Genomic DNA, 25,277 nt, shown 5'->3' on the forward strand with positions numbered 1-25,277 from the left:
TCACTCCGGGTTGACGCTGCAGTTCGAGGCGCTGATTGTCTTTGCCAGGGCGGCGCGGGTCAAACCCAGTATGACCACGGCGGCTGCGGCCAACAGCCAGGCCCAGGCCTGCGGGCCGAGGGTCGCCAGGTGCCCGGCCAAGGGTGTGGCGCTGGACGAGATCACCAGTTGCAGGGCACCGAGCAGCGCGGCGGTGGAGCCGACATCGCGGTGCTGCGAGGACATCGCCAGGGCCATCAGCGTGGCCTCGCAGATGCCCAGGCCGAACAGCGCCAGCACCACGCCGCCCAGCAGCACCGGCAAGCCGCCACCCACCACCGTCAGCAGTGCACCCGCACCCATGCACAGCGCGCCCCACCAGGCCACCCGGGCCACGCCGTGGCGCTTCACCCACAGGCCGGACCCTGCAGCGCCCAGCAGAATGGCTACGCCACAGGCGCCGAACAGCATGCCGAACTGCGTGCTGGTGAGGCCGAAATGCTGCTGGTACACGTAGGCAGAGCCGGCGATGTAGGCGAACAGGAAAAAGAACACCGCCGACAGTGCCAGTGCCGGGCGCAGGAAAGCACCGTCACGAGCGATGCGCGCATAAGTACGCATCACGCTACGCGGCGCCAGGCGCACACGCTGTGCCACGGGCAAGGTTTCACCCAGCACAAGGGCCGAGTTGAGCAGGGTCAACAGGCCGAGCCCAGCGAGCACCAGCATGATCGCCCGCCAGCCCCAGGCGGCATCCACCACGCCGCCCAGCGCCGGGGCGAGGATCGGTGCCAGGCCTTCGATGGTCATCAGCAGGGCGAAGATCTGTGCCGCCCGTGCACCCTCGGCGACGTCGCGCACCATGCTCATGATCACCACCAGGGTCAGCGCGCTGGCCAGGCCCTGGATCAGTCGTGCCAGCAGCAGCGCCTCCAGTGAGTTGGCCGCCGCCGCAGCCAGCGAGGTGACCGTGAACACCAGCAACCCCACCAGTAACGGCCGGCGCCGGCCCAGCGCATCCACCAGCGGGCCGAACAGCAGCTGGCCGGCGCCCATGGCCAACAGGAACACGGTCAGGGTCAGTTGCACCTGGGGATAGCCGGTGGCGAAGTCGCGTGCCATCTCCGGGAGGCTGGCCAGGTACATGTCGATGGCCGAAGGGCCGAGGGCGCCGATCAAGGCGAGGGAGGCGGCAAAGCGCAGGTTTGAGTGGGTGGGCATGACAGCGAAATCCATTGGACAAAAATAAACCTACCGACCGGTAGGTTGCGCAAAGATTAAGCATATTCATGGGAGGGGTCAACACATGTCTCGCGAGGCACGCTTTCCCTCGCTCTAGGCTCTGCACGAAAAGTTTTGTGGGAGCGGGCTTGCCCCGCGATTGGCTGAAACTGCTTGTGCACCAAATACACCGCCGTCGCTTGTTTAGCGCCACCGGTCCGATGAATCCGCAATAAACCGAATCCGCCGTTATTGCCGTACTCCCACACCATGTACGGCACGCAACCGTGCATCCCCAAGCCAAACGAGGTTGATGACCATGGCTAACAAAGACAATGACCGGATGGGCAAGGACAGCGACAAGATGGGCCACCAGGGTGGCAGCAAGAACCCTGGGAATTTCGCCAATGACCGCGACAAAGCCGCCGAAGCCGGGCGTAAAGGTGGGCAAAGCACCGGTGGAGATAACCGTCAAAGCCCTGAGTCCGGGCGCAAAGGTGGCCGCTCGTAAGTGAGGCCTAGCAGTGCCAGGGAGACCTGGCACTGCATCTTGAGCGTTACCTAGCTGCTCAAATCTAGTGATGAGCTGCTTCGTCAGTGCTGTCGACGAGCATTTTGTTGGGCAGTATCACTCTTTTGAGCATGACGCTTATCTTCGATTGAGCCCTTGAAAGTGTCACGCACGGTATGCGAAGTACCCATTTGTGGGTCGTGGATGACTGGCAGTGCGACACGCTCGGATTGACTGCTGCGAGGCCCTATCTCACTACCTTCTACTGCACCCGAGATAGCGCGTATGCTGTCAAAGGACCTACGAGTACGATCCTCCATGCCCGTCGTTGCGGTCGGCTGACGCGTACCATTGGCTTTGTAGGTATCGGACAAGCCTGCTGCGCCGCTGTCGGCCAACGGAGCAGGTGAAGTGCCCGGGATGGGTGACTCGGGCATACTCTTGATGCTGTGTCCGCCCTTGGCAACGCCCACTATCGAAGCTGCGATGCTTGAGTAGAACTGTATCTCGCCAAGAATCTTCCCAGCTTTCGAGTCAGGGTCCTTTGTCAGCAGTGAATAGGAGACTACTCCCGTCGCAAGGCTGATCGTGCTGAGGACTGCCCCTGTAACGGCGAGCGCGCCGCTGATTGTACTCACGGATGCGAGCGTGGCGGTGGCAGCAGCTGTAGCTCCGGCTACAATGCCGGCTGCGAGCCCGGTGCTAGCCGCGGTGGTAGCAGCTGTAGTTCCGGCTATCATGCCGGCTGTGAGCCCGGCGCCAAACGCGGTGGAGAAGCCGGCCATCAGGCCTGCACTGATGATAGGCCCTGCGATGGGGACAATGGTCGCCACCAACGCCAGCGCGGCAAGCCCGAACCCCAGCCATTTCTTCCAATCATGCCCATCCGGATCGAAGCGGTTGACCGGGTCCCCACCGCAATAACCATAGGGGTTGAGACCGCCCCGCCCGAAGGGGCTGGCGCTATCAGGCGCAAGGAAAGTCATCAGCACCGGGTCATAGGGCCGGTAACCTGCCGCGATGTACCAGCCAGTCAGTGGCTCACGGCGCTCACCTGCAAACCCGAACGAGCTGGCGGAACTCTGCGATGGGCCCGCATCGGCCCCGTGGGCTGTGTAATGGTACTGGCGCAGTTCCTCATCGGCTTCCAGCCGCACACTGCCCTGGGCATCGCAGCCGAGCAGAGTGGCCCGGTGAACACCGGCGGCCAATCGGTCGACCGCGAACAGCTGGCCAGCATCGCCGATCAGGCGCAATTGTTCTTCCCCGCGCAGTTCGTGGGTGAGGCTGTTGGCGCTGTGGAAGCTGCGGCTAAGCTGGCCATCGACCCTGCGGTCGCACAAATTGCCAGCCGGGTCATAACCATAAGTGCAAGTCTGGCCCTGGTAGCTGACGCTCTGCAGGCGGTCCTGCCCATCCCAGGTCAGCACGCGGCCCAGGCTGTCACGCTCGAGGCGGCCGCGAGCGTCATAGGCCAGGTCGATCTGCCTCGGCCAGCTGGCATGGGTATGAGCAATGCGGGTGACCTGGGTTGGGTCGCTGCTGTTTTCGTACTCGAAGGTCGCGGTATCGCTGCTGTTGTCGGCGAAGGTCGAGACCACGTCGATATAGCAATCCAGTGCATCCAGGCGGAACACCTGCTTGACCACCAGGTTACCGAAGGGATCCTTCGGCGCCACCGCGGGGTCGGCCTCGTAGGTGTTCAAGCGGCCGTGGCGATCATAGGTGAAGCGCTCCTCACCCTGTACCGAGCCGTCGTCCCAGCGGCGGCTCTTGAGCTGGTCGAGGTCGGTGTAGGTCAGCGTTTGTACCTTGCGGCTGGACTGGCCCTCGACCACGGCGTCATAAGTACGGGTATGCTCACGGCCAAGGCCATCATAGGTCAGGGTCTGGGTCAGGCGGGTACCGCTGACCGTGTCACGGGTGGTGTAGGTGTGCGGGCGGGAGAAGGCGTCGTAGCCGATCTCGCTGGTGACGCTGCCGACGATGATCCGTTGCAGACGGCCGGCGCTGTCGAACGCACGCTGGTGGTCCACACCGGCGGCGTCTTCGAAGCCAAGCTGCAGGCCGCCGAGGCTGTAGCGCCAGGTGGTGACATGTTCCTGGCCATCGACCGTCCAGGTGTCGGTCTGCGGCTTGCCGGCAGCGGTGAAGGTCATCTGCTGTACGCCAAGCGGGCCACTGGCCGAGTTGGTGGTACCCAGCTTGTGGTCATAGCTGAAGCCATGGGCGCTTTCACCCGCAGGGATAATCTGTTCGACCAGGTTCTCCAACGCTTTGAGATAACGGAAATCCACACGCTTGCCATCAGCCAGGATGTTGTGGGTGGGCGGCAGCTGGCCGGCGGCATAGTGATATTCAGTGGTGCGGCCACCGCATTCGATGTTCAGAGGGCGGCCGAGGCCATCGAACTGCTGGCGACCTACGGTCACGGGTTGTGCATAGTTGTTCATCATGGGTTCTCCACGGTTTGCAAGGCCACCGATGCAGGGTGCTCGCTGTTGCTGTGCGGGGCGTAGGTCCATAGGGTCTTGCGGGCCTGTGAGTCGCCGACTTCGAGGCGCTCGACGACACGAGAGAAAGCGTCGTAAGTGGTGTGGGTGCTGCTCCCCATGCCGACGGCGGGTACGACGCTCTGTTCGATGACACGGTCCAACCCATCGCGAAGTTGATAGATTGTCCGCACCAATCGCCGCTTGCCGGGGTCGCCATCACCGTCGTCAAAGAGTTCGGTCTTCACTGGGCTGCCGCTGAGGTTCTTGTGCACGACCTCCAGGCTGCCTGCCTTGCCCTGGGCGGATTGCCACCGTTGCTCGGTCTGGGCGATCGGGTCGTGCAGGGTATGCGTGGTCACACCATTGCCCGCAGTTACCTGCGCGACATTGCCCCAATGGTCGTAGGTGGTGGTGCTGGTCAGGCTGAGCAGCGGTTGGCCGTCGGTTGCCCAGTCTGTATCGCTGCGTGAAACCTCTCGCCCCAGGGCGTCATGCTCGATGCTGCTCATGCAGCGAAAAGGTGCAGCCACGTGATCGAGGTCTTCGAGCTCTACCCGTACCGTACGGCCGGCGCCGTCGAGCCAGCTGCGCTTGCGCTGACCTGTGGCGTCGCGTTCTTCAAGGCCGACGCTGGCCTTGAGAGAGACGCAGCCGTTGCTACCCGGTATGCGCGGGGCACATGCTGCATGACGAAAGTGTCGCTGAGGTGGTAGCTGGCGGTGCGGGTCACTTCATACTCGGTGCCGCTGGCGATAATGCTGCGTACCACACGTCCGAGCCTGTCGTAGGCGTGGTCGGTATGCACGCCAGCGGCACTGGTCTCGCGCAGGGTCTGGCCGCTGGTCAATGAACGGGCGGTGCTGGTGCGCATGTGCTGGGTTTGATCCGTCTCGTCACCTTCGATAACGGTGGTGGTCAGCAGCGTCGCCACGCCATTCACGGGCTCGATGCTGTAGCTATGGCGAGTGGTGATCGGCTGCCCCGCCACGGTCTTGGTGGCGCTGGCCAAGCGGGCGTAGTGCTGGCCAACCGTATCGATGTAGGTGTTGCAGGTGCTTTCGATCACGGTCCCGGCAGTTTCGTCTTCCAGTTGCTCGCGCTCGACCAGTTGCAAAGCAGGGTCGCCTGGTATCAACGAAGGCAACGCAGCATAGGTGTAGCGGGTGACCATGACCGGCGCAGCGCCGCGCGCCGATTTGGGTGGGGTAACCCTGCGCAGTTTCACGCGGCGCACCATGCCCAGGGCATCGTCAGGCGCGCTGCCGGGCTCGCCTTCGATCGGGTAGTACTCGTTGAACTCGATCACGCCATTGGCCTGGACCGACTCGAGCGGGTTGCCATAGCGGTCGAAGGTGGAAGTGGTGACCTCGCTGCGTTCACGTTTGACGGTATTGCCCTGCCATTCGATGAAGGTGGTGGTCACCTGGCGCGGCAACTGGCAGAACGCTGCTTGTTCTTCCCAGGATTTGTCGTAGTCGACGTGGTAGCTGGTGTCGACACGGGTTTCATGGTCGCCCGAGCGGCGGCGCTCGAGGGTTTGCAGGTGGTGGCGGTCCCAGTGACGCTGTACGGTCTGTTGGATCGAGCCGCTCGAGTTGGTCAGGGTTTCGGTGACGGAATACTCGTAGCGCTCACGCAGCCTGTAGAGGTTGTCGCGGCCCGACTCCCATTGGAAGCCCAGCTGGCTGCCATAGCCGAGGTAGTTGTAGACACCATTCCAGGTGTAGCTATACGACAACGTGCCTGCCGCCTCACTGTCGGTATGCTCCCAGCGCAGCACACGTGGCAGGAAACCGATCGGCGCGCCGTTGGGCAAGCGATGCGAGCTCGCAGCGGTTTTGCTCCAGAACAGCGTGTCGGTGGCTCCGAGCGGGCCGCTGACATTCTTGGGGAATAGCAGCGACTGGCCGTTGCCGACATCTATAGCCTCATAGCTGAAGGTAAAGGGCGCCGCGATTTCAGGCAGGTGCAAGCTCGCCAGGCGGTTGTTCGCTTGACCGAAGACGTATACCGCTTCATCGGCAGTACCCGGTGCAAGCAACAACTTAGGTGAAGTACCGCTGCGATCGATCCGAGCCAGTACGCATTGGTTGTCGTCGGTGATCTCCCTGAGGTGGTTGACACCGTTGGCCGAGCTCCACTTCAGGTGCAGCCGGCGGCCTGCATCGCTGCGCAGTTCATGCAGCACATAGGCACCGCTGTTATTGACCCGCTTGAGGATCTCGATACGGCCGTCCTTGTGAGCGATCCGATAACTGCCATCATCGGTACGCACTGCCCGCAGTGATTGCAGCTTGTAGTCGCGGAACGTCACCTCGCCGTCCACGACGGCTTGCACTGCGTACTGTTCGCCCGTGCCAAGGCGCAGAGCCTGGGCGCCTTGTGCCAGTGACAGTTCGCTGTACAGCAGCGACCAGCCCAGGCCAAAGCCCTGGTTGCGATGCGAACCCAGGCTGCTGAACGCCAGGGTGAAGGGCAGGGAAGGGCCGCCAAGGTCATTGGCAATGCCCAGCTCAATGTTGAAGACCAGGTTGAACTGGCCCGTTCGCGGGTCGACCGCTGATTGCATGGCCGAGAGGAAGTTGTTGGCCTGTGTGTGGATGCCGCCCGTGTTGAGGGGCACTTCAGCTATTTGGGACGTTTCATTGATGGGGTCAGACATTTGTTCTCTTCTGTAAAACAAAGGGTGTGAGCAATCGTTGCCGCTGGTGCGCCATGCGATCAGTCACCCCGTTATCAAAAGGTGGTAGGGTTGGGGCTTTGACAATGCCAGGGCCTCTACCATTAGTTAACGTAAATCAGGGCTTTTATTGCGTGTTGAGGGCTGCCTTGTTGTATTGGTTAGATGATTTTATGCGTACCTTGTACGCTGCCTTTGCGATGAGCTAAATGTTGCGGCCATTAACTCGTCGCTGCAGGTAAACAATATTTTATTCTGAGGTTTCGGCGCTGTGAGGATATTCTGGTGAACCCAGGAGAATAGTCATAGGTAGTGCAGATGCAACATCGGCGTCAAATGAGGTGGGCGCGACAAAACCAGATAGGGAGACACGACAAAGTGCAAGCCGCTCAGTGAGAGGGGCTTGCACTTTAATATGTCAGAAAGACGGGCGATACTTATTCCGTTGCTAGCCGAGTTCTATCGTGTTGCCGTTTTCGGCCCTGTTCGCGACCAGTGTGACACTGTGGGTGTTACCAAATTGGTCTATATAGTAGACCAATTTATCGCCAATGCGCGGGTTCGCAGGATGGCCCCTTACCGTTACACGCGCAGCGTAGGCAGTACCCTGCACTCTATTGATCGTAATGCGGCTCTCCTCCGGTTCTGGCCAGTTAGCGCCAAAGGGTGCAACTTTTACGGTTCGCTGAGGACCGACTGCGAAATACCAAAGCCCATTGGTTGAATAAAAATCGTGTCCTTTTGCAAGGGTGAACAGATTGTCGGAAGTGGGGGTTGAATGAACAATTCTATGTTGCGCCGAACGGAATCGAATCTGGTATTCATCAATATCTTTAGTGCCTGTGATGTCAAAGCGCGAAATATCAAAACCCGCGGCGCCGTTGTAGAAGTAATCCTGGGCACGTGGATCCAGCGTTACCGAACTGTTGGAGGCCCCACTGGTCACTGCTCCACCTGGCGGCAGGCTATTGTCACGGGTGTGATAAGTTTTGCTCTTGTGAGTCAGCCGTGCGGCAATCCTCACTCGGCCACCCGTGGTGGTTTTTATCCAGAATTTGGCTTTGTTTGGCTCGGCGTCATCTTCTGTATTGACTGCCTGGCCCTGCACTTGTGGATGTCGATCGAAGCGCTTGTCGTTGGCGCTACGCTCCTTGGACACGGTATAAGCTGTGCTGAGGGGTTCTCCGGTATCGTAGTTGTACAAGCTAATGGCGTTCTTGATGCTGTCGGTAATCACCACACGCTCGCCATTTTCATTCACAGGTTCCAGTAGCACACAGATATACGCCTGCTGGTAGCCGTTTTTGTAGAGCGGGCAAATGATGTTATCGGCTGGGTTTTCATACGCCTTGACCTGGAAACGCTTGAGGTCGGCAAAATCGCTCACTTCCCCCGCATGCCCAGACTGAACGATGACGCTCGGTGCCAGATGAGTTCTTCGCTTGAGCGCCGTGTCCTCGTCTTCCTTGAAGCTCATCCTGATCCTATGAACGTTGCCGTTGTTATCCAGTGCGCGCAGATGGCAAGGGCGGTCATAGAGCTGTGGGTTGCCGATGTACGGAATATTGTCATCGCCCTGCACCACCACCACAATTGAATCCATATTGGGGGTCACTACGTCCTTGACCCTACGTCCAGCGAACCCGGATTCTGGTTTATAGCTGGCGTGGTACTTCACCTGGCGATTACCCGGCAGGGCAAAACCGACATTGGAGGCATAGGGGTCCTGATCCACGCGGCGCTGCCAACGCAGCATGCCATCGGTGGACGCTGGAGTATCGTCGGCGGACATCAGAGAGGCTTCGACGAATCGCCCGGTGTTCAACGACAGGTTGTGTTCGTGGATAAATCGTGAGCCTTGCTCCCAATCACCCGACGCGAATGTGCGAGTGAACCCGTAATCCGCAGGGTAGGTGTAAGTGGGCCTGACCACGGAGCGCAAGGTAATGCTGGACTCGAAGCCATCTTCCGTGAAATAGGTCTGGCCATCACGGGTGATCTGAGCATGCAGTGTGATCGTGCTGCCACCCGTGGCGCGGGTGTGGATGTAGAAGACCTTGCTCAACGGGTTGCTGTTCTGCGCAGGGTACTGCCCACTCAAAAAATCGAAGCGTGCGTCATGTTCGTGATTCCAACCCCACGGCAGGGTATCGTCAAACCTGTCGAGTGCTTTGAATGTTCCATCGGCCTGCCGGACTGTCGGCAGCAGGCTTTTTAACTCTTCTTCTGTGACTATCTCTCCCTCTTTCGGCTCGACCATCAGAGTGATCATGATTTGCTGATTGCCATTGTTGTAGGCGCCTTCGCTACCCGAAGTCACTTCGATAATGAACTTACTCAGCCAATCGTCGATGCTCTCAAGTTGTATGCTCATGGACTGTCTCCATTGGTTTATGCGGTAAAGACAGGGTAAAGAATCCTACAAGAGAAAACAGTGGGTAACATTGCCCGGTGATCTGGCCTCACTACCCGGTGTTGCCGACACTGGCAAACGCCCCCCACAGGAACACAACTGCCAGCACCCCGTTCAATCTTGAAGGTACTGAGCCAATGAGCAGGCTCGTTGACAAGTGCACGCATGGCCAACTCCGGATGTAAACCAAGAGTGATCCGATCATAGGAGTCGATGCGTGGCGGCGCACCTGACAAAAATGACAGGTCGCCCACTCCGAAGGCATCTCAGCCGCGGGCAACCAGGCCTTTTACTGGCGTAAGCACTTCATACAAGAAACTTCAATGACGCCAGGGCAGAAAGATCCTTGGCGCAGTCCACGCTTGTTTTTCACCGCTGATCAAGGCTCTGGTTTTGCCGCATCGCCACTCGCCCGCAGTTGCCTGGCGCGTTTTTCCAGCACCAGGTAAGTGAGCACCGCTAGCAGCAAGGGAATCAGGTAGTACAGGGTGCGGTAGCCAAGTAGCGCCGCCACCAGGCTGCCCTGGCCGAGCTGGCCGTGTAGCAGGGTCAGGAACACCGTTTCCAGCACCCCGAGCCCGGCGGGCACATGCGCCACCACCCCGGCCACGCAACTGATCAGCAACACGCCGAGGACTGCCGGGTAAAACAAATGCCCAGGCAGCAACCAACGGATCAGCGCCGCCATCAATGCCCAGTTGGCCGCACCCAGTGCCACCTGGCACAGCGCCAGGCGCAGCGAGGGCAGAGTGATTTCGTGGCTGCGCGGGTGCCAGGTGCGGCGTTTGGCAAAAGCGCAGGCCAGCAGGTAGGCGAGGGCGACCGCCACCATCAGCACACCGATCATTCGCAGGCCGTCAGCACCTACCGCCCAGTTGCCTGGCAACTTGCCGAACCCCAGGGCAAACACGCTGCCGGCCAGCTGCAGGTAACCCACCCAGTTGGTCAGCAACCCCAGCGTCAGGATGCGGGTGATGGTCGGGTTATCCAGCCCCAGGCGGCCATACAGGCGGTAGCGCAGGGCCACGCCGCCGACCCAGGTGGTGAAGTTGAGGTTGAAGGCATAGCAGACGAAGGCCACCGGCAGCACCTGACGCGCCGGTAACCGGTGCGTGCGTGTCGATGCGGCTACCTGAGGAGGCCAGGGTCTTGTTCACGCGGCTTCCCATTGCAGTCATGTGCCTTCTGTAGCGACCGGCAGCTGACGCGAAGGGTTCAGCACGATTGACCAACGGGGCGATGGGGAACTTTGCCCTTGCCTTACGCCTCCACCGCTAGCGGGACATCACGCAGGATCAGCCACCCAGCAACCCGAACGACCGGGAGCCCCCTATGGCCAGGCACATCATCCATTACACCGGCCCCATCAACTCGTCCACCTGCGGCAACCTGATCAACACCTGCTCGCGCGCCCTGCAACAAGGCGCCGAGCTGCTGCAGTTGAACATCGCCACCATGGGTGGGGAGTGCAGTTATGGCTTCACCCTGTACAACTTCCTGCGCAGCCTGCCGGTGCCGGTGCATACCCACAACCTCGGCACGGTGGAGTCGATGGGCAACATCATCTTCCTTGCCGGCAGCCACCGTACCGCCTGTGCGCTGAGCAAGTTCCTGTTCCATCCGTTCCACTGGACCTTGCACGGCTCGGTGGATCATGCGCGCATGGCCGAGTACGCCATGAGCCTGGACTACGACCTGCGGCTGTATGAGCAGATTGTTGTCGAGCGCACCGAGGGCGCCAGCGAGGCACTGGATGTGCCGCGCTATCTGATGGCTTATCCACGCATCCTGGGGCCGGAAGAAGCATTGCGCTGCGGGCTGATCCAGGCCATCGACGACTTGCCGATGGCAGCGGACAGCACGCAGTGGAGTGTGCATGCGTGAGTTGGCGTCTGTCTGGATAAGGTGCATGGCGACAGGTTTGCAGCGCCCTCAAGATCGAGCGCCGCGCGGGCGGCGCTCGATCTGATAGGCGCTGCAAAACCACCGGCGAACACCTGGTGGCCTTCACCCAACCTCAAACCAATCAACCCACCCGCTTCACCACCAACGTCAAAATGTCATAGCTCGCCACCAGCTCCCCATCCTGGTTGGTCACCTCCACATCCCAAGCCACCACCCCTTGCGGTTGCCCCTGTGGGCTGGTCTTGCCCTGGTCAATCTTGCGCTTGCAGGTCAACCGCGCCTGGATGGTGTCGCCAATCCCCACCGGCGTAATGAAACGCAGGGTATCCAGGCCATAGTTGGCCAGCACCGGCCCTTCACCTGGCGAAACGAACAGCCCGGCCGCCGCCGACAGCACGAAATAGCCGTGGGCGATGCGCTTGCCGAACTGCGACTGCTTCGCCGCGATCTCGTCGAAGTGCATGTAGAAATGATCACCTGACAGGCAGCCGAAGTTGACCAGGTCGGCCTCGGTCACCGTGCGGCGGTGGGTAAGCAACGATTCACCGATGCGCAGGTCATCGAAGTGGCGGCGGAACGGGTGCACCTCGGTTTCGATCACCTCGGCGCCGCGTACGTATTCGCCGGTCACCGCCATCAGCATGCTCGGCGAACCCTGTACCGCGGCGCGTTGCAGGTAGTGCTTGACCGCGCGCAAGCCGCCCAGCTCTTCACCGCCGCCCGCGCGGCCCGGGCCGCCGTGCTTGAGCTGCGGCAGCGGCGAGCCGTGGCCGGTGGATTCCTTGGCCGCTTCGCTGTCGAGCACCAGCAGGCGCCCGTGCCAGGCAGCAGCGGCCGGGATGGCCTTGGCGGCCACCCTGCGATCGGCGGTTACCAGAGTCGCCACCAGGCTGCCCTTGCCACGGGCCGCCAGGGCCAGGGCTTCGTCGAGGTCGTCGTAGGCCATCAGCGTGCTGACCGGGCCGAACGCTTCGATATCGTGGGCGCCACCCTCGGCGTGCGGGGCGCGTGCCAGCAACAGGGTCGGAGCGAAGAACGCGCCTTCGGCCACGCCGTCACCCACCGGGGTGAAGCCATCGCTGGCGCCCAGCAGCTGGTCGCAGCTGTCCAGCAGCATGCGTACGCGCTCACCGACATCGCGCTGCTGCTCGTGGGAGGCCAGGGCACCCATGCGCACGCCCTCGACCGACGGATCACCGACCACCACTTTGCGCAGCCGTTCGCGCAGGCGAGTGGCCACGGCGTCGATGTGCCTGGCGGGGACGATGGCGCGGCGGATCGCCGTGCATTTCTGCCCGGCCTTGGTGGTCATCTCCCGCGCCACTTCCTTGATGAACAGCTCGAATTCTTCGCTGTCGGGGCTCACGTCCGGGCCGAGGATGGCGCAGTTGAGCGAGTCGGCTTCGGCGTTGAACGGCACCGAATGGCGCACCAGGTTCGGCGTGACGCGCAGCTTGGCGGCGGTGTCGGCGGAGCCGGTGAAGGTCACCAGGTCCTGGCCCTGCAGGCGTTCGAGCAGATCGCCGGTGCTGCCGATCACCAGTTGCAGGCTGCCGGCCGGCAGCAGCCCGGACTCGTTCATCAGGCGCACCACGGCTTCGGTCAGATAGCTGGTGGAGGTGGCCGGCTTGACGATGCACGGCATGCCGGCGAGGAAGGTCGGGGCGAACTTCTCCAGCATCCCCCAGATCGGGAAGTTGAAGGCGTTGATGTGCACGGCCACGCCGGTGCGTGGCACCAGGATGTGGCTGCCGGCGAAGTGGCCTTGCTTGCCCAGGGGGATCGCCGGGCCCTCATGCACCAGGTTGCCCGACGGCAGCTCGCGGCGGCCCATGCTCGAATAGGCGAACAGCGTTGCATTGCCGCCCTCGATATCGATCCAGCTGTCGGCGCGGGTGGCGCCTGAGTGGTGGGACAGGGCGTAGAGCTGTTCCTTGCGTTCGGCCAGGTACAGCGCCAGAGCTTTGAGGCGCGCGGCGCGTTGCTGGAAGTCCATGGCCAGCAGGGTTTGCAGGCCCTGGGCACGGGCGAAGTCGAGCGCTTCAGCGAAGTCCGGGCGTTCTTCGTGGCTGTAGGCCAGGACGTGGCCGTCGAGGGCGCTGCGCAGGGCCTGGGCGCCGTGCTGACCGATCCAGCGGCCGGCGATGAAGCTTTGCAGGGTAGGGGCGGCGGACATGCTGTTCTCCATGCTGTTCTGATAGACAGGGGCGCGCTTACCAGAGCGCCAGGGTGTAGCCGATGATCAGGCGGTTCTCGTCCACGGCATTGGTCAGGCCATTGCCGGAACGGAAGGTAACGTTGCGCCAGCGCAGGCTGACGTCCTTGAGCGGGCCGCTCTGGATGACGTAGGTGATGTCGGTGTCGCGTTCACGCTCGCGGCCATTGCTGACGGTGGCGGTCTCGGCATGGCGGCCGTCGGTGTAGCGGGTCATGAAGCTCAGCCCGGGGATGCCCATGGCCACGAAGTCGTAGTCGTAGCGCAACTGCCAGGAGTCGAGCCCGGCACGGGTGAAGGTGTTGTAGGTGACCAGGTTGACGGTGTACGGATCGCCGCCGTTGAGGAACGGGAACGCGCTGTCGCCGGACATCTGCTGCCAGGTGGCGGTGAATTTGTGGGCTTTCACGCCGAGGGTGAACATGGCGTTGAAGTTGCGGTTGTCGATGCGCCCGGCGCGCTCGGCGCCATCGCCGCGGCTGTCGAAGTAGCGCAGGTCGCTGCGCAGGCTCACACCCTCGGCCAGCGGTTGGGTGTGCAGCAGGCCGACATACTGCTGGCGGTAGATCTCTTCGAGCTTGGCGTAGTAGTAGCTGACGCTGGTCTGCGGGGTGAAGGCGTAGCTGCCGCCACCAAAGTCGAAGTGATCGCTGGTGGCGGCGCCATAGCCGATATCGTCGCGCCCGGAAGAATCACGCAGGTTGGCCTTGGTCAGGCGCCCGCCGTTGAAGGTCAGGCCGTCCAGCTCCTGGCTGGTCAGCAGGCCGCCCTGGAAAGTCGAGGCCAGCAGGCGGGTGTCGTTGTACACCACCACCGGCAGGATCGGCTGCAGGGTGCCCAGGCGCAGGGTGCTCTTGGACACCCGCAGCTTGCCGGTCAGGCCCAGCTCGCTGTAGTCGTCCACCGGTTCCTTGCTGTCGGGGCCGAACGGCAGCAGGCCGGTACCGCGCCGGTCGCGGCTGGAGTCGAGCTTGATGCCCAGTTGGCCCATGGCATCCACCCCGACGCCGACCGGGCCGTCGGTAAAGCCCGACTCGAAGCGAGCGGTAAAACCCTGGCCCCATTCCTCGGCCTTGTTCTGCGGCGCGTTGTCCTGGCGGAAGTCGCGGTTGATGTAGTGGTTGCGCAGCTCGACGCGCGCGTGGCTGTCGCCGATGAAGTCCGCCAGGGCCGGCAAGGGCAGGGCGAGTGTGGCCAGCCAGGCGGCCGAGGTGAGGCGTGTGCGGCTCATTGTTGTGGTCCCCGTCGTTCTTATTTTTATTTGTGGTCAGTGCTTGCTGGCGCCGGCGGCGCCGATACCGGTCATGGAGCGGATGAACTGCGCCAGGTAGCGGCCACGTTCGTCCTCGGCGCGTTGCGAGCTGTCGGTGACCGAGAAGGCCCAGGCGCCGAGGAACGCCAGCGACATGGAGAACAGCGCCGGGTTGCTGTAGGGGAACAGTGCGTGCTCGTTGTGCAGTACGTTGACCCACACCGCCGGGCCCAGCACCACCAGCACGATCGCCGAGACCAGCCCGGCCAGGCTGCCGCCCACCGCACCGCGGGTGGTCAGGCCTTTCCAGAACATCGACAGCAGCAGCACCGGGAAATTGACCGAGGCGGCCACCGCCAGTACCAGGCCGGAAAGGAAGGCGATGTTCTGCGATTCGAACATCAGGCCCAGCAGCACCGCGAACAGGCCGATCACCAGGGTGGCGATACGCGACACGCGCATTTCCTGCTGCTCGCTGGCCTGGCCTTTGCGCATGACGCAGGCATACAGGTCGTGGGACACCGCCGAGGCGCCCGACAATGCCAGGCCGGCAACCACGGCCAGGATGGTGGCGAAGGCCACTGCCGAGATGAAGCCGAGGAACAGGTTGCCGCCCACCGCCTGCGCCAGGTGCACCGCGACCATGTTGCCGCCGCCGATGATCGCGCCTGCGGCATCGCGGTAGGACGGTTCGGTGCCGACCATGACGATGGCGCCAAAGCCGATGACGATCAGCAGCAGGTAGAAGTAGCCGATGAAGCCGGTGGCGTAGAACACGCTCTTGCGCGCTTCCTTGGCGTCGCTGACGGTGAAGAAGCGCATCAGGATATGCGGCAGCCCGGCAGTGCCGAACATCATCCCCAGGCCCAGTGAAATCGCATCCACCGGATTGGACAACAGCGCCCCCGGCGCCATGATCGCCTGGCCCTTGGCATGCACGGCCACGGCGCTGGCGAACATCGCCTCGGTGCTGAAACCGAAGTGCTTGAGCACCATGAAGGCCATGAAGCTGGTGCCCGACAGCAGCATCACTGCCTTGATGATCTGCACCCAGGTGGTGGCGAGCATGCCGCCGAAGGTCACGTACAGCACCATCAGCACGCCCACCAGCATCACTGCGTACAGGTAGCTGATGCCGAACAGCAGCTCGATCAGCTTGCCGGCGCCGACCATCTGCGCCACCAGGTACAGCAGCGCCACGGTCAGGGTGCCGAACGCCGAGGTGATGCGCACCGGGCCCTGGGCCAGGCGGTAGGAGACCACGTCGGCGAAGGTGTACTTGCCCAGGTTGCGCAGGCGCTCGGCGATCAGGAACAGGATGATCGGCCAGCCGGCCAGTACGCCCAGGGCGTAGAGCAGGCCGTCGTAGCCGTTCATGAACATCATCGCCGAGATGCCCAGGAAGGACGCGGCGCTGATCATGTCGCCGGCGATCGCCAGGCCGTTCTGCATGCCGGTGAGGCCACCGCCGGCGGTGTAGAAGTCACTGGCCGAGCGGGTGCGCAGCGCCGCCCAGCGGGTGACCAGCAGGGTGAAGCAGACGAACACCAGGAACATCGAGATGGCGGTCCAGTTCATCGTGCGCACTCCTGCTTGACCTTGTCGTTGAGCGGGTCGAGCACGGTGTTGGCGCGATGGGTGTAGATCCCGGTGAGGGCGAATGACAGCAGCACCATCAGCACCCCGACCAGCATGCCGACGCTGGTCACCCCGCCGCTGAGGGACTGGCCGAGCACGCCGGGGGCGAAGGCCACCAGCAGGACGAAGCCGTAGTAGGCGGCGAGCATGGTCGAGGTGAGCGTGCCGTTGAGGCGGCGCTTGCGCTTGATCAACTGCTGGAAGTCGGGATGGTTGTTGATGCTCTCGAGATGTTCGGGTGTCATGGCTGGCGTTCTCTCTGGCTGTTGTAATTGTTTTTTCAGGTCACGCGGGGGTTGCGGGTATCGGTGTTGGGTTCTTCGCGGGTAAACCCGCTCCCACAGGTTTGTCGGTGCCTTCAGGTTCAGCACTGATCTTTCGGTGCCTTCGGGGTCAGCACGAATCCTGTGGGAGCGGGTTTACCCGCCAAGCAGGCAACGCGGTGTCAAAGCTGGTCGAAATCGAGCACCACCTTGTCGCTCAAGGGGTAGGTCTGGCACGACAGCACGTAGCCGGCGGCCACTTCGTAGTCTTCCAGGGCATGGTTGCTGTCCATCTCCACCTCGCCCTCGATCACCTTGCACTTGCAGGTCGAGCACACCCCGGCCTTGCACGAGTAGGGCAGCTCGGCGCCGATGGCGTTGCCGGCATCGAGCACGCTGCGGGTGTTGCGCGGCAGGTCGAAGGCCAGGGCGCGGCCATCGCTGATCACCGTCACATGGCTGACCGCCGAATCCAGCTCACGCGCCGCCTCGCGGGCTTCGCGACGGGCTTCGCTGCCGGCGGCGGCGAACAGTTCGTAGTGGATGCGCGCGTTGTCCATGCCGTTGGCCCGCAGGCTGTCGCGCACGGTCTCGGTCATGGCCTGGGGGCCGCAGATGAACGCGGCGTCGAGCTGCTTCACATCCAGCCAGCGGGAGAACAGCTGGCCGCACTTGTCGGCGTCGATGCGGCCGTTGTACAGGTCGACGTCCTGTTGCTCGCGGCTGAACACGAAGATCAGGTTGAGGCGGTCCAGGTATTGGTTCTTCAGGTCTTCCAGGCGGTCGCGGAACAGCGCGCTGTTGCTGGCGCGGTTGCCGTACAGCAGGGTGAAACGGCTGTGCGGCTCGCTGGCCAGCGTGGTGGCGACCAGCGAGAGGATCGGGGTGATGCCACTGCCGGCGGCGACGCCCAGGTAATGACCGTGGCGCGATGGGTCCAACGGCACGAAGAAGTTGCCCGATGGCGGCATCACCTCCAGTTGCTGGCCCGCCTTGAGCACTTCGTTGGCGAAAGCCGAGAAGCGCCCGCCGGGCACGCGCTTGACCGCCACGCGCAGCTCGCCATCCTGCACGGCGCTGCAGATTGAATAGGAGCGGCGCACTTCCTCGTCATCGAGATGGGTGCGCATGACCAGGTACTGGCCCTGGGTGAAACGGAACGCTTCCTGCAGATGTGCGGGCACGTCGAAGGCGATGGACACCGCGTCGCGGGTTTCCTGGCGCACTTGCTTGATGGTCAGGCTGTGAAACGGGCTCATGGCGTTCTCCACGGCTCAAAGGCATTTGAAATAGTCGAACGGCTCCAGGCACGCGCGGCAGCGGTACAGCGCCTTGCAGGCGGTGGAGCCGAACTGGCTGAGCAGTTCGGTATGGGCGCTGCCGCACTGCGGGCAGCACACGTTGGGCGTGCTGCCGCGCAGGCTGGCGCTGCCCGCGGGTGGGGCGATGCCATAGGCGCGCAGGCGCTCACGGCCTTGCGCACTGATCCAGTCGGTGCTCCAGGCCGGCATCAGCCGGCGCTCAAGTGCGGGCTCGGCGAAGCCGGCCTGCTCCAGGGCCTGGCGGATGTCGCCCTCGATCACCTCGGTGGCCGGGCAGCCGGAGTAGGTCGGGGTGACCACCAGGTGCAGGTGGCCGGCGCGCCAGTCGAGGTCGCGCACGATCCCCAAGTCGACCACGCTGACCACTGGCACTTCCGGGTCCATCACCTCGGCCAGCACCGCCCAGGCATGGGCCAGGTCACCGTGCTGCTGGGCCCGGGCGCCGCGATCGCCGGCGATCAGTTCACCAGGTTGCATCGGGGTAGGCTCGCGGCAGGAACTGCATTTCGGCCAGTAGCAGGCCGAGGTGTTCGGTGTGCAGGCCCTGGCGCCCGTCCAGGTAGAAGTGGCTGGCGGCCTTGGGCAGGGGCAGGTCGACCGAGGCGAAAATGGCCGTGACGGTGTTCAGCCAGTGCTGGGCGATGTGTGCCGGGTCGGCGGCGATACCGGCCTGGGCCAGCTGGACTTCGCCATCGTTGGCGACGCTCAATTCGACCGTGAAGCGCCACAGTGCCGGTATGGCTTCGAGCATGCGTCGGCGGCTCTCTTCAGTGCCGCCACCCAGGCGTTGCACCCATTCGCCGGAGCGGCGCAGGTGATAGGTGACTTCTTTCAGGGCCTTGGCGGCGATGCCAGCGATGCGTTCATCGCTGGAGGCCGTCAGCCCTTCAAGGGTGGCGTGGTGCCAGGCGTCGTAAAGGAACTGCTTGAGCATAGTGACGGCGTAGTCGCCGTTGGGTTGCTCGACCAGCAGCAGGTTGCGATAGGCGCGCTCGTCGCGGCGGTACGCCAGGGCATCGGCATCGCGGCCGTCATCGGCCAGTTCAGCGGCGTAGTCCAGCCAGTTGCGCGCCTGGCCCACCAGGTCGAGGCCGACGTTCATCAGCGCCAGTTCTTCTTCCAGCGCCGGGGCCTTGCCGCACCATTCGCACAGGCGCTGGCCCTGGACCAGGGCGCTGTCGCCGAGCAGCAGCAGGTATTGGATGAGTGCTTGCTTGTGCATGGCGGGCCTCACATGTGTCCGACTTCGGCGGGCAGCTCGTAGAAGCTGGCGTGGCGGTAGACCTTGTCGTCCGCCGGGGCGAACAGAGGGTCTTTCTCGTCGGGCGAGGAGGCGGTGATCAGCGCCGAGGGCACCACCCACAGGCTCACGCCCTCGCTGCGGCGGGTGTACAGCTCGCGGGCGTTCTCGATGGCCATGGCGGCGTCGGCGGCATGCACGCTGCCGACGTGCTTGTGGTTCAGGCCGTGCTTGCTGCGCACGAATACTTCGTAGAGGGTCCAGTCAGACATGCTCGATCTCCGCATCGATGGCCGCTTCAGGCGGCGTTCTTGTTCTGTTGTTTGCGTGCGTAGGCCACGGCGGCCTCGCGTACCCAGGCGCCGTCTTCGATGGCCTTGCGGCGGGTGGCGACGCGTTCCTGGTTGCACGGGCCGTTGCCCTTGATCACTTCGTAGAACTCGTCCCACTGGATTTCCCCGAAGTCGTAATGACCGCGTTCGGCGTTCCACTTGAGTTCAGGGTCGGGGGCGGTGCAGCCAAGCAGCTCCAGCTGCGGCACGGTCTGGTCGATGAAGCGCTGGCGCAGTTCGTCGTTGGTCTGGCGCTTGATCTTCCAGGCCATCGACTGGGCGCTGTTGGGCGAGTGTTCGTCGCTGGGGCCGAACATCATCAGTGCCGGCCACCACAAGCGTTTGATGGCGTCCTGGACCATGTCGCGCTGGGCCTGGGTGCCGTGGCGCATCATGGTCAGCAGCAGCTCGTAGCCCTGGCGCTGGTGGAAGCTCTCTTCCTTGCAGATGCGCACCATGGCGCGGGAGTAGGGGCCGTAGGAGGTGCGCTGCAGCACCACCTGGTTGACGATCGCGGCGCCGTCCACCAGCCAGCCCACCGCGCCCATGTCGGCCCAGCTGAGGGTGGGGTAGTTGAAGATGCTCGAGTATTTGGCCTTGCCGCTGTGCAGCTTGGCGATCTCTTCGTCGCGGTCGGCGCCGAGGGTTTCCATGGCGCTGTACAGGTACAGGCCGTGGCCGGCTTCGTCCTGGATCTTGGCCATCAACTGCAGCTTGCGCTTGAGCGACGGGGCGCGGGTGACCCAATTGCCCTCGGGGAGCATGCCGACGATCTCGGAGTGGGCGTGCTGGGAAATCTGGCGGATAAGGGTCTGGCGGTAGGCGTCGGGCATCCAGTTCTTGGCTTCGATCTTTATCTCGGCGTCGATCTTTTCCTGGAAGGCGCGCTCTTCAGGCGACATCTCTTCCAGCGACTTGAGGCGTTTGACGCCGGTTTCTACGAGCTGTGCGTACATGTTCGGGCTCCCGGTGGTGGGCGGCTTGGGGCGTGGGGTATTTATAAGCGATACAAAACACAACATCAAACAGTATTTGATGTATCAAATAAGATTTGTGTATCGCATTGGAATCAGATCGCGGGGCAAGCCCGCTCCCACGCCATGGATTGCCCCAAGAAGCTGGATGCCAATCCAAACCTGTGGGAGCGGGCTTGCCCCGCGATGGCGTTTTTATGGCGAAAAAAAGCCCCGGACCATGCCGGGGCTCTAGGGGCAGCTGCCGAGTCAGCTGGCCAAACGCTTGTCGTACACGTGGCAAGCCTTGCCCTCGGAACGCTTCAGCGCCCCGCACGGCTGCAGGTGCACCTGGGTGCTGATGCCGATATAGGTCTTGATCTGTTTCGCCAGCTCACCCACCACCTGCTTGCGCTGACCTTCATCCAGGTACTGGCTGTCAGCGCGCAATTCCACATGCACCTCGACGCTGTCGAGGTTGCCGTTGCGATACAGATGAATCTCATACAGCTCTGAAAGCTGTTTTATTTTCAGCACCTGCTCTTCGATCTGCGTGGGGAACACGTTGACCCCGCGGATGATCAGCATGTCGTCGCTGCGCCCGGTGATCTTGCCGATGCGCCGCATCGGCCGGGCGGTGCCAGGCAGCAGGCGGGTGAGGTCGCGGGTGCGGTAGCGCACCATCGGCAGCGCCTCCTTGCTCAACGAGGTGAACACCAGCTCGCCGAGCTGGCCGTCCGGCAGCACGGCGCCGGTCACCGGGTCGATGATCTCGGGGTAGAAGTGGTCTTCCCAGATGGTCGGGCCGTCCTTGGTCTCGATGCACTCCATGGCAACGCCCGGGCCCATGATTTCCGACAGGCCATAGATGTCCAGGGCGTCGATGCCCAGGCGCTGCTCGATGGAGCGGCGCAGTTCATCGGTCCAGGGCTCGGCGCCGAAGATGCCCAGGCGCAGCTTGAGGTCGTCGGGGGCAATGCCCTGGCGCTCGATCTCGTCGGCCAGGTTGAGCATGTACGACGGCGTGACCATGATGATGTCGGGCTGGAAGTCGCGGATCAGCTGCACCTGCTTTTCAGTCTGGCCACCAGACATGGGGATCACCGTGCAGCCCAGGCGCTCGGCGCCGTAGTGGGCGCCGAGGCCGCCGGTGAACAGGCCGTAGCCGTAGGAGACATGCACCTTGTCGCCCTTGCGCCCGCCAGCGGCGCGGATCGAGCGCGCCACCACGTTGGCCCAGGTGTCGATGTCGTTCTGGGTATAGCCGACCACGGTCGGCTTGCCGGTGGTGCCGCTGGACGCATGCAGGCGCACCACCTGGTCCTGGGGCACGGCGAACATGCCGTAGGGGTAGTTGTCGCGCAGGTCGTTCTTGCCGGTGAAGGGGAACTTGGCCAGGTCGTCCAGTGTGTGCAGGTCGTCCGGGTGGGCGCCGCAGGCGTCGAAACGCTGGCGGTACAAAGGAACGTTCTGGTAGGCGTGCAGCAGGCTCCAACGCAGGCGCTCCAGCTGGTGCTGGCGCAGCGCGTCGAGGCTGGCGGTTTCCATCGGGTCGAGCAGGGCGCGTTCGGCTTTGGCGTAGTGGTTCATGGTTTCACTCGAATTGTTCTTGTCGTGGGCCGGGGCCCTGAGTGTCATGGGGGCAGCATACTGCCCGCGTTGCATTGCGTCTCTGGGCGGCTGATCAGAGGCGCTCGATTACCAGGGCGATGCCTTGGCCCACGCCGATGCACATGGTGCACAGGGCGTAGCGGCCACCGCTGTGTTCAAGCTGGTGCAGAGCGGTGGTGACCAGCCGCGCACCGCTCATGCCCAGCGGGTGGCCCAGGGCGATGGCGCCGCCATTGGGGTTGACCCGAGGGTCGTCGTCGGCCAGGCCCAGTTCGCGCAACACGGCCAGGCCCTGGGCGGCGAAGGCTTCGTTGAGTTCGATGACGTCCATGTCGGCCAGCGCCAGCCCGGTCAGCTCCAGCACCTTGCGGGTCGCCGGCACTGGCCCGATGCCCATGATGCGCGGTTCGACCCCGGCCACCGCCAGCCCCAGTACCCGGCCGCGGGCCTTGAGGTTGTGCCGGCGGGCGGCCTCGGGGCTGGCCAGCAGCAGCGCGCAGGCGCCGTCGTTGACCCCGGAGGCATTGCCGGCGGTGACGCTGCCGCCCTCGCGGAACGGCGTACCCAGGCGCGCCAGTTGCTCAAGGGTGGTGTCGCCACGGGGGTGTTCGTCGTGCTCGATGGATTTGGCCGGGCCTTTGCGCTGAGGGATCTCGACCGGCACGATCTCCTCGGCCATGCGCCCGCTGGCCTGGGCGGCGGCGGCTTTGTGCTGGCTGCGCAGGGCAAAGGCGTCCTGGTCCGCACGGCTGATGCCGAACTGTTCGGCAACGTTCTCGGCGGTCTCGGGCATCGAGTAGATGCCGTATTGCGCTTGCATCAGTTTGTTGACGAATCGCCAGCCGATGGTGGTGTCGTACAGCTCGGCGCTACGGCCGAAGGCCTGCTCGGATTTGCCCATCACGAACGGCGCCCGCGACATCGACTCGACCCCGCCGGCCAGCATCAGCCCGGCTTCGCCGCAACGCAGGGCGCGGGCGGCATTGCCGATGGCGTCCAGGCCCGAGCCGCACAGGCGGTTGAGGGTGGTGCCGGGCACGCTGATCGGCAACCCGGCCAGCAGGCTGGCCATGCGCGCGACGTTGCGGTTGTCTTCGCCGGCCTGGTTGGCGCAGCCGAGGATCACATCGTCAACCTGGCTCCAGTCCAGTTCTGGGTGGCGCGCCATCAGCGCCTTGAGCGGTACCGCGGCCAGGTCATCGGGGCGCACGCCGGACAGGGCGCCGCCGTAGCGGCCAATGGGGGTGCGCACAGCATCGATGATCAGTGCGTAGGGCTGGCGGGTGTCAGTCATGGGTGTTCTCCGGTGCCAGCACGCTGCCGCGCACCTTGTAGGATTTGCCGTGGAACAGGGCGATCAGCTCGCCATGCTGGTTTTCGATGCGCACGTCGTAGTTGCCGGTGCGGCCTTTGCGGCTCAGTTCGGTCGCGCTGGCGACGAGCTGGTCGCCACGTTTGGCCGGCGCGATGTAGTCGATGCTGCAACCCAAGGCCACGGTGGCTTCGTCATGGCTGTTGCAGGCGAAGGCAAAGGCCGAGTCGGCAAGGGCAAACAGAAAGCCGCCATGGCAGGTGCCGTGGCCCTGGATCATGTCGGCGCGCACGCTCATGGCCAGGCGCGCACTGCCGGGGCCGGCGTCGAGCAGTTCGATGCCCAGGCCTTGGCTGGCCGCGTCGCGGGCGAACATGGCCTCGGCGCAGGCACGCGCCAGGGCTTGGGGGGACAGATCAGGCATGCAGGCGGCCTCCTTGGGCGTGGGTGCGGCGTAGCAGCAGAGAAGGGCGGTAGCGTTCCTCGCCGTAGCTGCGTTGCAGGTTGTCGAGCACGCGCAGGGTGTAGCCGACACCGAGGCTGTCGGCCCAGGCCAGCGGGCCACGGGGGTAATTGACCCCGGCGCGCATGGCCAGGTCGATGTCTTGCGGCGTGCCAACCCCTTGCAGCACGGCGTCGGCCGCTTCGTTGGCGAGCATGGCGACGGTGCGCAGCACCACCAGGCCGGGCAGGTCGGCAACGGCGCTGACCTCGAGCCCGGCGCTGCGCAGCAAGGCGATCGCCTGGTCGCGAGCCTCGGCGGTGCAGTTGGCGGCGTGACTGATGGCAAGGCGTGTAGCGCTGGCATAGTCCTGGGCCAGATCGAGCAGGACCAGGTTGCTCAGGCCGTCCTCGCGGGCACGCTGACTGGCCAGGCGACCGTCGGAAAGCGCCAGGGTGGCGTCGCCGACCCGCAGCAAGCCTGCGCCTGCGCGTTCGGTCACGCTGATACCTGCGCCGCGCAAGCGCTCCACCAGGGTGCGCAGCACGCCAAGGTCGCCCTCTGCCACGCAGCAATCCACATTCGCCTGGCTGGCCAGGGTGAGCGGTTGCGGCCTTTGGGCGCCCTCGGCATAGCTATAGAAGCCCTGCCCGGACTTGCGCCCCAGGCGCCCGGCATCCACCAGCGCCTTCTGCACCAGCGACGGCTGGAAGCGCAAGTCGCCATAGAAGGCCTCGAACACTGAGCAGGTCACGGCGTAGTTGACGTCATGCCCGATCAGGTCGGTGAGCTCGAAAGCGCCCATGCGAAAACCACCAGCCTCACGCAGCAGGGCGTCGAGAGTGGCACAGTCGGCGGCGCCCTCCTGCAGCAGGCGCAGGCTTTCGGCATAGAAAGGGCGTGCCACGCGATTGACGATGAAGCCCGGCGTAGATTGCGTGTGCACCGGCTCCTTGCCCCAGGCCTTGGCCGTTTCATACAAGGTGGCGGCGACGGCGGGATCGCTGGCCAGGCCTGAGACAATTTCCACCAGGGCCATCAACGGCGCCGGGTTGAAGAAGTGCATGCCGATCACTTGCTGTGGGCGCTTCAGGCCGGCGGCCAGGCTGGTGATCGACAGCGACGAGGTGTTGCTGGCGAGGATGCAGTCCTCGCCACACACGGCTTCGAGCTGGTGCAGCAGGCCTTGTTTGATCGACAGGTTCTCGACGATGGCTTCGATGACCAGGCGCGCTGGTGCGAGCGCATCGAGGGTTTCCACAGGCTGCAGGCGGGCGCTGATGGCTGCATGCTCGGCGGCTGGCAGCTTGCCTTTTTCCACCAGGCGGCCGAGCTGCCGGTCGATGCCTTCAACGGCTTGCGCGGCGGCGCCTGGGCGGTTGTCGTAGAGGCGAACCGGGTGGCCGGCCTGGGCGGCTACCTGGGCAATCCCGGCGCCCATGGCACCGGCACCAATGACTGCCACCAGCGTGTTGCGGTCGAGTGCAGCCATG

At 63.7% G+C, this 25,277-nt stretch carries 19 protein-coding genes and 2 pseudogenes; 2 read left to right on the forward strand and 19 right to left on the reverse strand.

Annotated elements, in window-relative coordinates:
- Window positions 1-1,200 carry a multidrug effflux MFS transporter gene (locus EJA05_RS13195; protein ID WP_125858568.1) on the reverse strand — a complete coding sequence of 400 codons (1,200 nt, stop codon included), beginning with the start codon at window positions 1,198-1,200 and terminating at the stop codon, window positions 1-3.
- Window positions 1,201-1,519: 319 nt separating this feature from the next.
- Between EJA05_RS13195 and EJA05_RS13200 the strand changes: the two genes are divergently transcribed.
- Window positions 1,520-1,711 carry a con-10 family general stress protein gene (locus EJA05_RS13200; RefSeq protein ID WP_125858569.1) on the forward strand — a complete coding sequence of 64 codons (192 nt, stop codon included), beginning with the start codon at window positions 1,520-1,522 and terminating at the stop codon, window positions 1,709-1,711.
- Between the two features lie 83 nt (window positions 1,712-1,794).
- Here EJA05_RS13200 and EJA05_RS13205 read toward each other — a convergent pair whose 3' ends face one another.
- The 5 genes and pseudogenes from EJA05_RS13205 to EJA05_RS13225 all read right to left on the reverse strand — a co-directional run.
- On the reverse strand, window positions 1,795-4,167 hold the full coding sequence (locus EJA05_RS13205) for an RHS repeat-associated core domain-containing protein (protein WP_190306062.1): 2,373 nt from the start codon (window positions 4,165-4,167) through the stop codon (window positions 1,795-1,797).
- Window positions 4,164-4,736 carry a hypothetical protein gene (locus EJA05_RS13210; protein WP_125858571.1) on the reverse strand — a complete coding sequence of 191 codons (573 nt, stop codon included), beginning with the start codon at window positions 4,734-4,736 and terminating at the stop codon, window positions 4,164-4,166. The genes EJA05_RS13205 and EJA05_RS13210 overlap by 4 nt, the downstream gene beginning before the upstream one ends.
- 20 nt (window positions 4,737-4,756) lie before the next feature.
- Complete coding sequence (locus EJA05_RS13215) at window positions 4,757-6,868, reverse strand: hypothetical protein (protein WP_125858572.1); 2,112 nt, start codon at window positions 6,866-6,868, stop codon at window positions 4,757-4,759.
- 466 nt (window positions 6,869-7,334) lie between these two features.
- Window positions 7,335-9,260: a hypothetical protein gene (locus EJA05_RS13220; protein WP_125858573.1), complete on the reverse strand. Its 1,926-nt coding sequence runs from the start codon at window positions 9,258-9,260 to the stop codon at window positions 7,335-7,337.
- Between the two features lie 418 nt (window positions 9,261-9,678).
- Window positions 9,679-10,410: pseudogene (locus EJA05_RS13225) on the reverse strand (UPF0104 family protein); the annotation flags it as partial.
- 221 nt (window positions 10,411-10,631) lie between these two features.
- On the opposite strand from EJA05_RS13225, the gene EJA05_RS13230 reads away from it, so the two are divergent.
- Window positions 10,632-11,183: an ATP-dependent Clp protease proteolytic subunit gene (locus EJA05_RS13230; RefSeq protein ID WP_125858574.1), complete on the forward strand. Its 552-nt coding sequence runs from the start codon at window positions 10,632-10,634 to the stop codon at window positions 11,181-11,183.
- A gap of 142 nt (window positions 11,184-11,325) precedes the next feature.
- Here EJA05_RS13230 and paaZ read toward each other — a convergent pair whose 3' ends face one another.
- The 13 genes and pseudogenes from paaZ to paaH all read right to left on the reverse strand — a co-directional run bounded on the left by paaZ (window position 11,326) and on the right by paaH (window position 25,276).
- Window positions 11,326-13,380, reverse strand: a complete 2,055-nt coding sequence (gene paaZ, locus EJA05_RS13235) for a phenylacetic acid degradation bifunctional protein PaaZ (RefSeq protein ID WP_125858575.1) — start codon at window positions 13,378-13,380, stop codon at window positions 11,326-11,328.
- Window positions 13,381-13,417: 37 nt separating this feature from the next.
- A complete protein-coding gene (locus tag EJA05_RS13240; RefSeq protein WP_125858576.1) occupies window positions 13,418-14,650 on the reverse strand; it encodes an OprD family porin in 1,233 nt (410 codons plus the stop codon).
- A 36-nt stretch (window positions 14,651-14,686) separates the two neighbouring features.
- A pseudogene (locus EJA05_RS13245) lies at window positions 14,687-16,255 on the reverse strand (cation acetate symporter); the annotation flags it as partial.
- Entirely contained in the window at window positions 16,246-16,554 is a 309-nt protein-coding gene (locus EJA05_RS13250; RefSeq protein WP_125858577.1) for a DUF485 domain-containing protein, read from the reverse strand. The gene EJA05_RS13250 and the pseudogene EJA05_RS13245, both read right to left, overlap by 10 nt.
- 200 nt (window positions 16,555-16,754) lie before the next feature.
- Window positions 16,755-17,831 (reverse strand): 1,2-phenylacetyl-CoA epoxidase subunit PaaE, encoded by a 1,077-nt coding sequence (gene paaE / locus EJA05_RS13255; RefSeq protein ID WP_125858578.1) that lies wholly within the window; start codon window positions 17,829-17,831, stop codon window positions 16,755-16,757.
- Between the two features lie 15 nt (window positions 17,832-17,846).
- Window positions 17,847-18,371 carry a 1,2-phenylacetyl-CoA epoxidase subunit PaaD gene (gene paaD, locus EJA05_RS13260; protein WP_125858579.1) on the reverse strand — a complete coding sequence of 175 codons (525 nt, stop codon included), beginning with the start codon at window positions 18,369-18,371 and terminating at the stop codon, window positions 17,847-17,849.
- Window positions 18,358-19,116 carry a 1,2-phenylacetyl-CoA epoxidase subunit PaaC gene (gene paaC, locus EJA05_RS13265; RefSeq protein WP_125858580.1) on the reverse strand — a complete coding sequence of 253 codons (759 nt, stop codon included), beginning with the start codon at window positions 19,114-19,116 and terminating at the stop codon, window positions 18,358-18,360. Before paaC ends, paaD begins: the two co-directional genes overlap by 14 nt.
- 8 nt (window positions 19,117-19,124) lie before the next feature.
- Window positions 19,125-19,406 carry a 1,2-phenylacetyl-CoA epoxidase subunit PaaB gene (gene paaB, locus EJA05_RS13270; RefSeq protein ID WP_023631078.1) on the reverse strand — a complete coding sequence of 94 codons (282 nt, stop codon included), beginning with the start codon at window positions 19,404-19,406 and terminating at the stop codon, window positions 19,125-19,127.
- Window positions 19,407-19,432: 26 nt separating this feature from the next.
- Window positions 19,433-20,422, reverse strand: a complete 990-nt coding sequence (gene paaA, locus EJA05_RS13275; RefSeq protein ID WP_125858581.1) for a 1,2-phenylacetyl-CoA epoxidase subunit PaaA — start codon at window positions 20,420-20,422, stop codon at window positions 19,433-19,435.
- A gap of 267 nt (window positions 20,423-20,689) precedes the next feature.
- Window positions 20,690-22,009 (reverse strand): phenylacetate--CoA ligase PaaK, encoded by a 1,320-nt coding sequence (paaK, locus tag EJA05_RS13280; protein ID WP_110993880.1) that lies wholly within the window; start codon window positions 22,007-22,009, stop codon window positions 20,690-20,692.
- Between the two features lie 94 nt (window positions 22,010-22,103).
- A complete protein-coding gene (gene pcaF, locus EJA05_RS13285) occupies window positions 22,104-23,324 on the reverse strand; it encodes a 3-oxoadipyl-CoA thiolase (RefSeq protein ID WP_125858582.1) in 1,221 nt (406 codons plus the stop codon).
- Entirely contained in the window at window positions 23,317-23,766 is a 450-nt protein-coding gene (paaI, locus tag EJA05_RS13290; protein WP_394366655.1) for a hydroxyphenylacetyl-CoA thioesterase PaaI, read from the reverse strand. Before paaI ends, pcaF begins: the two co-directional genes overlap by 8 nt.
- Window positions 23,759-25,276: a 3-hydroxyacyl-CoA dehydrogenase PaaH gene (gene paaH / locus EJA05_RS13295; RefSeq protein WP_125858583.1), complete on the reverse strand. Its 1,518-nt coding sequence runs from the start codon at window positions 25,274-25,276 to the stop codon at window positions 23,759-23,761. Before paaH ends, paaI begins: the two co-directional genes overlap by 8 nt.
- Window position 25,277 lies beyond the last annotated feature (1 nt).

This window comes from Pseudomonas oryziphila (assembly GCF_003940825.1).
Classification (GTDB): Bacteria; Pseudomonadota; Gammaproteobacteria; order Pseudomonadales; family Pseudomonadaceae; genus Aquipseudomonas; species Aquipseudomonas sichuanensis.